Below are 12,015 nucleotides of genomic sequence, written 5' to 3' on the forward strand. Positions count from 1 at the left end.
GCGCTGCGCTGGCTCTCTCCTGCCTCCCATCTGTTTCTCTTTCCTGTCGACGCGATGTCCGATGCGGTAATTTTACCGACACAGGCGCAGGCTAATCTTTATCTCTGCTCGATCGGTTTTGTTTCTTCTCTGCGCTCGCGCAGCGGAACGACGCAGGTTATCCATGGTCAATACAGATCAGTTAAATGTTCTCTGTTTAAACGGAGATGGCCCGGGTGTTTTACACTTAACTCTCATGCGTGAATCGCGCTGACGGCAACGTCAGGTGAACAGGACATTGCGTTTAATGTGGCAACAGGTTTTCAGATTAGCGGCCATAAAGCCGGTTAACAGTTTCATCTTTCAACGGAAAATTGAGGTTCGCGATGTCTGACGACATGAAGAATATCAAAGGTTCGTCAGCTGGCGAACAGGGTACACTCCGCTCCATGCAGGAGGTTGCAATGAACGATCAGGATGCGAGCAAAATGTTGCGTACGTACAACATCGCCTGGTGGGGCAACAACTATTACGACGTTAACGAACTGGGCCACATCAGTGTCTGTCCCGATCCGGATCGTCCTGATGTGCGCGTCGATTTAGCTCGTCTGGTCAAAGAGCGCGAAGCGCAGGGCCAGCGTCTGCCTGCTTTATTCTGCTTCCCGCAGATCCTGCAACACCGTCTGCGTTCCATTAACGCCGCCTTTAAACGTGCGCGTGAATCTTACGGTTACAAAGGCGACTACTTCCTGGTTTACCCGATTAAAGTTAACCAGCACAAACGCGTGATTGAGTCACTGATCCACTCCGGCGAACCGCTGGGACTGGAAGCGGGCTCAAAAGCCGAGCTGATGGCGGTGCTGGCGCACGCCGGTCAGACCCGTTCAGTGATCGTCTGTAACGGCTATAAAGATCGCGAATATATTCGTCTGGCGCTGATCGGCGAGAAGATGGGCCATAAGGTCTATCTGGTGCTGGAGAAGATGACCGAAGTGCGGCTGGTACTGGAAGAAGCAGAGCGTCTGAATGTGGTGCCGCGTCTTGGTATCCGTGCGCGTCTGGCTTCGCAGGGCTCCGGTAAATGGCAGTCGAGCGGCGGCGAAAAGTCGAAGTTTGGCCTGTCAGCCACCCAGGTGCTGAAACTGGTTGAGATCATGCGCGAAGCGGGTCGTATCGACAGCCTGCAGCTGCTGCATTTCCATCTGGGCTCGCAGATGTCCAACATCCGCGATATCGCCACCGGCGTGCGTGAGTCGGCGCGCTTCTATGTCGAACTGGCCAAGCTGGGCGTCAACATCAAATGTTTCGACGTCGGCGGCGGTCTGGGCGTCGATTACGAAGGAACGCGCTCGCAGTCTGACTGCTCGGTCAACTACGGCCTGAATGAGTACGCCAACAACGTAATCTGGGCGATTGGTGCTGCCTGTGATGAGCACGGTCTGGAGCATCCGACGGTGATCACCGAGTCGGGCCGTGCGGTAACCGCGCACCACACGGTGCTGGTCTCCAACATCATTGGGGTGGAGCGCAACGAGTTCAGCGAACCTGAAACGCCGGATGCGGATGCGCCGCGCCCGATCCTCAGCATGTGGGAAACCTGGCAGGAGATGCACGAGCCAAGTACCCGCCGTTCGCTGCGTGAATGGCTGCATGACAGCCAGATGGATCTGTTTGATATCCATACCGGCTACTCGTCAGGCACCTACGATCTCAAGCAGCGTTCATGGGCTGAGCAGCTCTATCTGAGCATCTGCCACTATATTCAGCAGCATCTCGATCCGAGCAACCGTGCACACCGTCCAATCATCGACGAACTGCAGGAGCGGATGGCGGATAAGATTTACGTTAACTTCTCGCTGTTCCAGTCAATGCCGGATGCGTGGGGTATCGATCAGCTGTTCCCGGTACTGCCGCTGGAAGGCCTGAACAAGAAGCCGGAGCGCCGTGCCGTGCTGCTCGACATCACCTGTGACTCCGATGGCACTATCGATCACTACGTGGATGGCGACGGTATCGCGACGACCATGCCGATGCCGGAATATGACCTTGATAACCCACCCATGCTGGGCTTCTTTATGGTGGGTGCTTACCAGGAAATTCTGGGCAACATGCATAACCTGTTTGGTGACACCGAAGCGGTGGATGTCTACGCACGCGAAAATGGCGATGTGGAAGTGCAGCTCTCCGATGAAGGCGACACCGTGGCGGACATGCTGCGTTACGTACAGCTTGATCCCAACGAGCTGATGGCGCTGTTCCGCAATCAGGTTCAGGCATCCGATCTCGACGAAGAGCTGCGCGCGCAGTTCCTGGAAGAGTTCGAGAGCGGCCTCTACGGCTATACCTATTTAGAAGATGAATAATCGATTATGGCGACCGGTAATCGCATATTGCAGTTGCCGTTAACTATGTCGATAATCTGACTCACTCAATCCCTTCCTCGTCGGGCCTAACGACGCGGAGGGGATTTTTTTCATCTCAACCTTAATGGTTTGCGGGCTGGCCCGACTTACGCACATAGAGAGAGCAATTATGTATAACACGCTTGGCAATCAGTACGACAACTCCCTGGTTTCTAACGCCTTTGGTTTCATGCGTTTTCCGCTGAATTTTCAGCCTTACGACAGCGACGCCGAGTGGGTTATCACCGGCGTGCCGTTTGATGCCGCGACCTCGGGTCGTCCGGGCAGTCGCCTGGGTCCTGGTGCGATTCGCCAGATCTCCACCAATCTGGCCTGGGAAGGCTGCCGCTGGCCGTGGGATTTCGATCTGCGTCAGCGTCTGAACGTCGTCGATTGCGGCGATCTGGTTTACGCCTTCGGTGATTCGCAGGATCTCTCCGACAAATTGCAGGCCCATGCTGAAAAACTGCTGGCCAATGGCAAGCGCATGATGACCTTTGGCGGCGACCACTACGTCACACTGCCACTGCTGCGTGCCCATGCAAAACACTTCGGCAAAATGGCGCTGGTGCACTTTGATGCGCATACCGACACCTACTCTAACGGCCCGACCTTCGACCACGGCACCATGTTCTTTACCGCGCCGAAAGAGGGGCTGATCGATCCGCAGCACTCAGTGCAGATTGGTATCCGTACCGAATTCGACAAGAGCCTGGGCTTCAACGTGCTGGATGCGGCGCAGGTCAATGACCGCAGCGTTGACGATATCCTCGCCGAAGTGAAACGCACCGTCGGCGATCTGCCGGTCTATCTGACCTTCGATATCGACTGTCTGGATCCGGCGCATGCACCTGGCACCGGCACGCCGGTGATTGGCGGGCTGACCACCGATAAAGCGACCAAGCTGATCCGTGGCCTGCAGGGCATGAACATTGTCGGCATGGATCTGGTGGAAGTCGCACCGGGTTACGATCATGCTGATCTGACGGCACTGGCAGCGGCTACGCTGGCGCTGGATATGCTGCATGTTCAGGCTGTAAACAAAGGCTGATGCCTGCTGCCTGTCGGCTTCAGTCCGGCAGGCGCTGAACGCGGCGTCCTGTCCGTCGGGCAGACGCCGCTGCTGTGATCTTCCTCTCTTTGCCATGATCCGATCGATTCCCTTCTGACCCCGACGGGTAACCGTCAGGCGCGAACCCCTATCTGCAACTAAACTTACAGCGTAAAAATGGCGTAGTGGAGATAATCATGGGCTTTCTTGATGAACTGGCTGGCGCACTGGATGGCAACCAGAGTGAAGGGCATCCGCCGGGACAGTTACAGGCTGTGTGGCATTGGGTGCAGGAGCAGGGCGGTATTGAAGTGCTGCTGCAAAAATTCCAGCAGGGCGGGCTGGGTGAGGTGTTTGGTTCCTGGATCGGCACCGGCGATAACCATCCGGTTGGCCACAGTGAGATTCAGTCTGCTTTTGGTCAGGATGAACTGCAGTCACTGGCCGACAAACTCGGCACCGATGTGAAAGGGGCATCGGGTACGCTGGCTGCGCTATTGCCGCAGCTGATTGATAAAATGTCGCCGCAGGGACACATGGATGAACAGGCGCTGCATGACAATAAGCTGGATCTGGGCTCGATGGTAGATCAGATATTTAAGCGCTAGCGGACTTCGCACGGCTAAGCGCGCACGCCGGATGCATGCGCGCTCAGCGGCGGAATTACTTGCCGTCGGCAGCAATTCGCTCACGAATATGCGCTGCGCGCGCTTCAGAGGCGGGATGCGAGTCAAACATCGAACTCTGACGTCCCTGTTCCATCTTCGCCAGCTTTTCAAAGCTGGTGGCCAGGCCCATTGGATCGATATTGCGCTTCTTCATCAGGTCGTAGGAGTAGTCATCCGCCTGTGATTCCTGCGTCTGGGAGAATTGCGCATTCACCAGTTTTTCACCCATTTCACCCAGCTGCGACTGCGACAGTGAACCAATCACGCCGCCAACCGAGGCGGCTGCGGTGCGGGCCGCAGTTGTGGCATATGCCAGTTGCATCGCCTTGCGCGTATGACCTAACGCGACGTGGCCCATCTCATGACCCAGCACGCCTTCCACTTCATTGTCAGTCATCATATCCATCAGACCGCTGTAAACACGAATACAGCCGTTTGCCATCGCCCAGGCGTTGACATCTTTGGTCTGATAAACCTTGTAGTTAGCCGGTACGCCGTTGATGTTATCGCCCAGCGCCGCGGCGATCTTGTTCAGACGCTGCTGATAATCACTGTTAGCAGGCGCAATCTGATTATCTTTGTCCATCTGCTCACAGGATTTATCGCTCAGCTGCTTTACCTGATCGTCGCTGAGGGTATAAGCCTGATACGCCTGCGCGCCCGACTGCATCAGCGCATTATTGTCTAAACCCTGACAGCCACTGAGCAGCGTCGTCAGTCCAAGCGCTAACACCATTTTTTTGATTTTCATGCTGTATCCCATTCATAACAAGGTAAGAAAAACAAACACCTGAAACTCAGACAGGTGAATAAACGATTTGGTTATAGCGTGCCAGTCTGCACTTTGCTAGCAGATATGGCTGGAAAAGCCATACGAAGCGGCTGCATTTAGCGTTTTACAGCATGTACTTTTGCCCCGTTTCTCATGTACATTGATGGGCAACTTTTTCCTTGTTTTGCCCGGTAACTCATTAATAACAATAAGTTAAGGTGCGAAGCATTAATCCGACCTGGAGTAGAAAATGCCCTCTCGTAAAGAGCTTGCCAACGCCATTCGTGCGTTAAGTATGGATGCAGTACAGAAAGCGAAATCGGGACATCCGGGTGCCCCAATGGGCATGGCGGACATCGCTGAAGTACTCTGGCGCGGCTACCTGAACCACAACCCAACCAACCCGCTGTGGGCTGACCGCGACCGTTTCGTGCTCTCTAACGGTCACGGTTCAATGCTGATCTATAGCCTGTTGCACCTGACCGGCTACGATCTGCCCCTGAGCGAACTGGAAAACTTCCGTCAGCTGCACTCAAAAACTCCAGGTCACCCGGAATATGGCTACACCGTGGGCGTTGAAACCACTACCGGTCCGCTGGGGCAGGGCATCGCTAACGCAGTCGGTTTTGCCATTGCTGAGCGCACGCTGGCAGCACAGTTCAACCGTCCGGGTCATGACATCGTAGACCACAACACCTATGTCTTCATGGGTGATGGCTGCATGATGGAAGGTATCTCGCACGAAGTCTGCTCACTGGCCGGTACGCTGAAGCTGGGCAAACTGGTGGCGTTTTATGATGACAACGGTATCTCTATCGATGGTCACATTGATGGCTGGTTCACCGACGACACCGCTAAGCGCTTTGAAGCTTATGGCTGGCACGTGGTGCGCGGCGTCGATGGTCACGATGCGGATGCGATTGCGAAAGCGATCGAGGAAGCGAAAAGCGTCAGCGACAAGCCTTCACTGCTGATGTGCAAAACCGTTATCGGTTTTGGTTCACCGAACAAAGCCGGTACCCATGATTCACACGGCGCACCGCTGGGTGATGATGAAGTGGCACTGACCCGCAAACAGCTGGGCTGGACCCACGCGCCGTTCGTTATTCCTTCTGATATCTACGCTGAGTGGGACGCGAAAGAAGCGGGCCAGGCGAAAGAGTCTGCATGGAATGAGAAATTCGCCGCTTACGCACAGGCTCACCCTGAACTGGCTGCCGAGTTTAAACGCCGCGTCAGCAACGAACTGCCAGCTAACTGGCAGGAAGAGTCGCAGAAGTTCGTTGAGCAGCTGCAGGCGAACCCGGCGAAGATCGCCAGCCGTAAAGCCTCACAGAATGCTATTGAAGCTTTCGGTAAAATTCTGCCGGAATACCTGGGCGGCTCAGCCGATCTGGCACCCAGCAACCTGACAATCTGGTCTGGCTCTAAGCCGATCAACGAAGATGCTGCGGGTAACTACATCCACTACGGCGTGCGTGAGTTCGGTATGACCGCAATCGCCAATGGCCTGGCGCTGCACGGCGGCTTCCTGCCTTACACCGCGACCTTCCTGATGTTTGTTGAATATGCGCGTAACGCAGCGCGTATGGCGGCACTGATGAAGATCCGTCAGATCATGGTCTACACCCACGACTCTATCGGTCTGGGCGAAGATGGCCCGACGCACCAGCCGGTTGAACAGATGGCGAGCCTGCGCACCACGCCAAACATGAGCCTGTGGCGTCCATGTGACCAGGTTGAATCCGCGGTGGCGTGGAAATATGCCATTGAGCGTAAAGATGGCCCGACGGCGCTGATCTTCTCCCGTCAGAACCTGGCGCAGCAGGAGCGTGACACGGCACAGCTGGCTAACGTAGCGCGCGGCGGTTACGTGCTGAAAGATTGCGATGGCACGCCTGAGCTGATCCTGATCGCCACCGGTTCCGAAGTTGAGCTGGCTGTCGGTGCCTGGGACAAACTCACCAGCGAAGGCCGCAAAGTGCGCGTGGTCTCTATGCCATCAACGGATGCCTTCGACAAGCAGAGTGATGAGTACCGTGAATCCGTGTTGCCAAAAGCGGTCAGCGCACGCGTCGCAATCGAAGCGGGCATCGCTGATTACTGGTTCAAATACACCGGCCTGAACGGCGCTATCGTAGGTATGACCAGCTTCGGCGAATCTGCACCTGCCGATCAGCTGTTCGAACTGTTTGGCTTTACCGTCGACAACGTCGTCGCGAAAGCGAAAGCGCTGCTGGCGTAAAACCGGTCAGGCGGGCCTGTTCCCGCCCGGCTGTAAAAACAGAGGGACGAGATTTTCGTCCCTTTTATTTTTTTATTCCTGCAGTAATAACCGCCTTTTGCCTTAATTTGTGACGCAGATCCAAATTTAAGCAGCCAGATTGATCACAATCATTCCTGTTATTCCTTCCTTCTATTATTGTAGCTGAACCGTTTCAGTCGCCAGGCAAATCGCCCTGGTTTCGGACAATGCCGGGTAAGAATCTCCTGTACAAAATGCAGTGAAACGCTCAGGCTAACGGCACGTTTTTTTCAGTCTGACGTGGCAGGAGAGAAATGACGGTACGGGTAGCGATAAATGGTTTTGGCCGGATTGGACGCAACGTCCTGCGCGCGCTGTATGAAACGGGCCGACGTGCAGAGATCACCGTGGTCGCGATTAACGAGCTGGCAGAAGCCACCGGTATGGCGCATCTGCTGAAATACGATACCAGCCATGGCCGTTTTGCTTTCGATGTCCGCCAGGAGCGCGATGTAATGTGGGTGGGTGGCGATACCCTGCGCATTTTGCACCGTGCAGCCATTGCCGATCTGCCGTGGCGTGAACTCGACGTGGATGTGGTGCTGGACTGCACCGGCGTCTATGGCTCACGCGCTGATGGCGAAGCGCATCTTCAGGCTGGCGCCAAAAAAGTGCTGTTCTCTCATCCCGGCGGAAACGATCTCGACGCCACAGTGGTGTATGGCGTTAACCAGCAGTTACTCACCGCCAGTGACCGCATCGTCTCCAACGCTTCCTGTACCACTAACTGCATTATCCCGGTGATTAAACTGCTGGATGATGCGTTTGGTATCGAATCCGGCACCGTCACCACGATCCACTCGGCGATGCACGATCAGCAGGTGATCGACGCCTATCACAGCGATCTGCGCCGTACGCGTGCAGCCAGTCAGTCGATCATCCCGGTGGACACTCGCCTGGCGGCAGGCATTACCCGTATTTTTCCGAAATTCAACGATCGCTTCGAGGCGATAGCCGTTCGCGTTCCGACGATTAACGTGACGGCCATTGATCTCAGCGTTTCTGTGCATCAGGCGGTGACGGCGTGTGAAGTTAACACCCTGTTGCGAAGCGCGGCAGAAGGGACATTTCGTGGTATAGTTGACTATACGGAATTACCGTTAGTCTCAGTAGATTTTAACCATGATCCGCACAGTGCCATTGTGGACGGAACACAAACGCGGGTCAGCGGTCAACACCTTATCAAGACCCTGGTCTGGTGTGACAACGAATGGGGCTTTGCTAACCGAATGCTCGACACGACGTTAGCGATGGCCGCAAGCGGTTTCAGGTAAGACGCGGTATGCGTCTGGCAAAACTTATGAGAATCAACGAGAGGATTCACCATGTCTGTAATTAAGATGACCGATCTGGATCTGGCTGGTAAACGCGTTCTGATCCGTGCCGATCTGAACGTACCGGTTAAAGAAGGTAAAGTGACGTCTGATGCACGTATCCGTGCTTCTCTGCCAACCATTGAAGCGGCGTTGAAACAGGGCGCGAAAGTAATGGTTACCTCTCACCTGGGTCGTCCGACCGAAGGTGAATACAATGAAGAGTTCTCGCTGCTGCCGGTAGTTAACTACCTGAAAGACAAGCTTAGCGGCACCACCGTGACCCTGGCAAAAGATTACCTCGATGGCGTTGAAGTCGGCGCTGGCGAACTGGTTGTGCTGGAAAACGTTCGCTTTAACAAAGGCGAAAAGAAAGATGACGAAGCGCTGTCTAAAAAATACGCTGCTCTGTGCGACGTATTTGTGATGGACGCCTTTGGTACCGCGCACCGCGCACAGGCTTCTACCCACGGCGTCGGCAAATTTGCCCCTATCGCCTGTGCTGGCCCGCTGCTCTCTGCAGAACTGGAAGCGCTGGGTAAAGTCATGAGCAACCCGGAGCGTCCGCTGGTGGCTGTGGTAGGGGGCTCAAAAGTCTCTACCAAATTTGACGTGCTGCAATCTCTGGTCAAAATCGCGGACACCGTGATTGTGGGCGGCGGCATTGCCAACACCTTCGTCGCTATCGACAACAACGTCGGCAAATCCCTGTATGAGCCAGATTTCGTTGAAGCGGCTAAAGGCCTGCGCGATCAGCACGGTATTCCGGTTCCAACTGATTCACGCGTTGGCACAGAATTCTCTGAAACTGCGACCGCTACTGTGAAAAAGGTTTCGGAAGTTGCGGATAACGAAGAGATTATGGACTTTGGTGATGAAACCGCACAGGCGATGGCTGCCATCCTGAAGGATGCTAAAACCATCCTGTGGAACGGCCCGGTGGGCGTGTTTGAGTTCCCTAATTTCCGTAAAGGCACCGAGATCGTGGCTAACGCCATTGCAGACAGCGATGCCTTCTCTGTTGCAGGCGGCGGCGATACCTTAGCGGCTATCGACCTGTTCGGCATTGAAGACAAAATTTCCTACATCTCTACCGGCGGCGGCGCGTTCCTTGAGTTCGTGGAAGGCAAAAAACTGCCTGCAGTTGCCATGCTGGAAGAGCGTGCGAAGCAGTAATCCTTTGGGGGCGATGCCTGGCGGCATCGCCTGAAGTCTTGCCCGTCTGGGCGTTTAAATCGACGTTCCTCAAGGGGAACAACGGTCACGAAACAGGACACAATCATGTCTAAAATTTTTGATTTCGTAAAACCCGGCGTTGTCACTGGTGATGACGTACAGAAGATCTTCAAAGTTGCGAAAGAGAACAAATTCGCACTGCCAGCCGTAAACTGCGTCGGCACCGATTCTATCAATGCGGCACTGGAAGCAGCGGCGAAAGTTAAAGCGCCAATCATCATCCAGTTCTCTAACGGCGGTGCTGCATTTATCGCGGGTAAAGGCTTCAAGACTGACAAACCACAGGGCGCGGCAATTTTCGGCGCTATCGCGGGTGCGCACCATGTTCACCTGATGGCTGAGCAGTATGGCGTGCCGGTTATCCTGCACACTGACCACTGTGCCAAGAAACTGCTGCCATGGATCGACGGTCTGCTGGACGCAGGTGAAGAGTACTTCCAGAAAAACGGTAAGCCTCTTTTCTCTTCTCACATGATCGACCTGTCAGAAGAGTCACTGGAAGAGAACATCGAGATCAGCAGCAAATATCTGGCGCGCATGGCGAAACTCGACATGACGCTGGAAATCGAACTGGGCTGCACCGGTGGTGAAGAAGATGGCGTTGATAACAGCCACATGGACGCATCTGCACTCTACACCCAGCCAGAAGATGTGAACTACGCGTACGAAAAACTGAATGCTATCAGTCCGCGCTTCACCATTGCGGCATCATTCGGTAACGTTCACGGCGTTTACAAGCCAGGCAACGTGAAACTGACTCCGACCATTCTGCGCGATTCGCAGAAATATGTGTGTGAAAAACATGGCCTGCCGCACAACGCGCTGGACTTCGTTTTCCACGGCGGTTCAGGTTCTTCTGCTGCAGAAATCGAAGAGTCTATCAGCTACGGCGTGATCAAGATGAACATCGATACCGATACCCAATGGGCAACCTGGGACGGCATCCTGCAGTACTACAAAAAGAACGAAGGCTATCTGCAGTCGCAGCTGGGTAACCCGGAAGGCGCTGACAAGCCAAACAAAAAATACTACGACCCACGCGTCTGGCTGCGTTCAGCCCAGGCCTCTATGGTGGTGCGTCTGGAGCAGGCTTTCAAAGAGCTTAACGCTGTCGACGTGCTGTAACTGAAGAGTCGTTACCGTACAAAAAAGGCCCGAAAGGGCCTTTTTTTATGCACAATTTCTGGAAAAACAGGGTTAAACGCCGGTCGGTTTGGCGCTTAAGGAGATAATTGATTACCCTTGATGGCAGGGTGTCGGATGTCATCTGGCAGTTTTTTCATTCCCGGTGGGAATCTAACAACAGGGCTTATTAATGGAAGAGTTACACGTCGTCGACGGCTTAAACAACGCAGGTAACTGGCTGGTTCGCAATCAGGCGCTGATCATCAGCTATGCCGTAAATATCGTTGCAGCTATTGCCATCATTATTATCGGGATGATTATCGCCCGTATCATTTCTAATGCCGTAAATCGCCTGCTGCGCGCCCGTCACATAGACGCTACCGTGGCGGACTTCCTCTCCGCACTGGTGCGCTATGGGGTTATCGCCTTCACCGTTATCGCAGCGCTGGGACGCATCGGTGTGCAGACCGCCTCGGTGATTGCCGTGCTGGGTGCTGCGGGTCTGGCCGTGGGTCTGGCGCTGCAGGGGTCACTCTCTAACCTTGCTGCAGGCGTTCTGCTGGTCACCTTCCGTCCGTTTCGCACCGGCGAGTTCGTCGATCTGGGCGGCGTTATGGGAACCGTGCTGCATGTGCAGATTTTCTCCACCACGCTGAGAACGGCAGACGGCAAAATCGTGGTGGTGCCAAACGGCAAGATCATCAGCGGGAACATCGTCAACTTCTCGCGTGAACCGGTTCGCCGTAATGAATTTATCATTGGCGTGGCTTACGAGGCGGATGTGGATGAAGTGATCGCCTTACTGCAACAGGTCGTAGAAGCGGATAGCCGCGTGCTGAAAGATAAAGGTATCCAGATCGGTCTTAACGAACTGGCAGCCTCCTCTATGAACTTTGTGGTGCGTTGCTGGAGCAACAGCGGCGACCTGCAGGACGTTTACTGGGATCTGCTGAAGAACTTTAAGCGTGCGCTGGATGGAAAAGGGATTGGTATTCCTTATCCGCAGATGGATGTGCATCTGCATCAGAAGCCGACGCCTGAAGCAGAAGCAACCCAGGTTCAGCCACAGTAATCTTTCAATGGGCGGCTTCTGTCGCCCATTCATTTTGCTAATCGCAGATTAATTCTTTCAATTTCCGCTAATCATCCTCTCTCTTTATACTT

General features: G+C 54.5%; 9 protein-coding genes. 8 read left to right on the forward strand and 1 reads right to left on the reverse strand.

Annotated elements, in window-relative coordinates; translation table 11 throughout:
- Positions 1–365 precede the first annotated feature (365 nt).
- The 3 genes from speA (at position 366) to OK409_RS17705 (ending at position 4,040) form a co-directional block, all read left to right on the forward strand.
- A complete protein-coding gene (speA, locus tag OK409_RS17695) occupies positions 366–2,342 on the forward strand; it encodes a biosynthetic arginine decarboxylase (protein ID WP_010248849.1) in 1,977 nt (658 codons plus the stop codon).
- Positions 2,343–2,511: 169 nt separating this feature from the next.
- Positions 2,512–3,432, forward strand: a complete 921-nt coding sequence (speB, locus tag OK409_RS17700; RefSeq protein WP_010248847.1) for an agmatinase — start codon at positions 2,512–2,514, stop codon at positions 3,430–3,432.
- Between the two features lie 197 nt (positions 3,433–3,629).
- The gene (locus OK409_RS17705) at positions 3,630–4,040 is read left to right on the forward strand and encodes a YidB family protein (protein WP_010248845.1); all 411 of its coding nucleotides are present in this window, start codon (positions 3,630–3,632) and stop codon (positions 4,038–4,040) included.
- A 55-nt stretch (positions 4,041–4,095) separates the two neighbouring features.
- Here the strand turns inward: OK409_RS17705 and OK409_RS17710 are convergent, their stop codons facing one another.
- Entirely contained in the window at positions 4,096–4,851 is a 756-nt protein-coding gene (locus OK409_RS17710) for a M48 family metallopeptidase (RefSeq protein WP_010671064.1), read from the reverse strand.
- A 271-nt stretch (positions 4,852–5,122) separates the two neighbouring features.
- On the opposite strand from OK409_RS17710, the gene tkt reads away from it, so the two are divergent.
- The 5 genes from tkt (at position 5,123) to mscS (ending at position 11,923) form a co-directional block, all read left to right on the forward strand.
- Positions 5,123–7,117, forward strand: a complete 1,995-nt coding sequence (tkt, locus tag OK409_RS17715; RefSeq protein ID WP_031592557.1) for a transketolase — start codon at positions 5,123–5,125, stop codon at positions 7,115–7,117.
- A 314-nt stretch (positions 7,118–7,431) separates the two neighbouring features.
- Positions 7,432–8,451, forward strand: coding sequence for an erythrose-4-phosphate dehydrogenase (gene epd / locus OK409_RS17720; protein WP_010248839.1), 1,020 nt, complete (start codon positions 7,432–7,434; stop codon positions 8,449–8,451).
- 51 nt (positions 8,452–8,502) lie between these two features.
- Positions 8,503–9,666, forward strand: coding sequence for a phosphoglycerate kinase (gene pgk / locus OK409_RS17725; protein WP_010248837.1), 1,164 nt, complete (start codon positions 8,503–8,505; stop codon positions 9,664–9,666).
- 105 nt (positions 9,667–9,771) lie between these two features.
- Entirely contained in the window at positions 9,772–10,851 is a 1,080-nt protein-coding gene (gene fbaA / locus OK409_RS17730; protein WP_010248835.1) for a class II fructose-bisphosphate aldolase, read from the forward strand.
- A 190-nt stretch (positions 10,852–11,041) separates the two neighbouring features.
- Positions 11,042–11,923, forward strand: coding sequence for a small-conductance mechanosensitive channel MscS (gene mscS / locus OK409_RS17735; protein WP_022623840.1), 882 nt, complete (start codon positions 11,042–11,044; stop codon positions 11,921–11,923).
- Positions 11,924–12,015: the final 92 nt, after the last annotated feature.

This window comes from Pantoea sp. RG18, assembly GCF_025910075.1.
Classification (GTDB): domain Bacteria; phylum Pseudomonadota; class Gammaproteobacteria; order Enterobacterales; family Enterobacteriaceae; genus Pantoea; species Pantoea agglomerans.

Bases quoted from the DNA above. Each gene is read 5' to 3' on its own strand.
- epd (WP_010248839.1), top strand. From the start codon at position 7,432: ATGACGGTACGGGTAGCGATAAATGGTTTTGGCCGGATTGGACGCAAC.
- speB (WP_010248847.1), top strand. From the start codon at position 2,512: ATGTATAACACGCTTGGCAATCAGTACGACAACTCCCTGGTTTCTAAC.
- OK409_RS17705 (WP_010248845.1), top strand. From the start codon at position 3,630: ATGGGCTTTCTTGATGAACTGGCTGGCGCACTGGATGGCAACCAGAGT.
- pgk (WP_010248837.1), top strand. From the start codon at position 8,503: ATGTCTGTAATTAAGATGACCGATCTGGATCTGGCTGGTAAACGCGTT.
- OK409_RS17710 (WP_010671064.1), bottom strand. From the start codon at position 4,851: ATGAAAATCAAAAAAATGGTGTTAGCGCTTGGACTGACGACGCTGCTC.
- tkt (WP_031592557.1), top strand. From the start codon at position 5,123: ATGCCCTCTCGTAAAGAGCTTGCCAACGCCATTCGTGCGTTAAGTATG.
- mscS (WP_022623840.1), top strand. From the start codon at position 11,042: ATGGAAGAGTTACACGTCGTCGACGGCTTAAACAACGCAGGTAACTGG.
- fbaA (WP_010248835.1), top strand. From the start codon at position 9,772: ATGTCTAAAATTTTTGATTTCGTAAAACCCGGCGTTGTCACTGGTGAT.
- speA (WP_010248849.1), top strand. From the start codon at position 366: ATGTCTGACGACATGAAGAATATCAAAGGTTCGTCAGCTGGCGAACAG.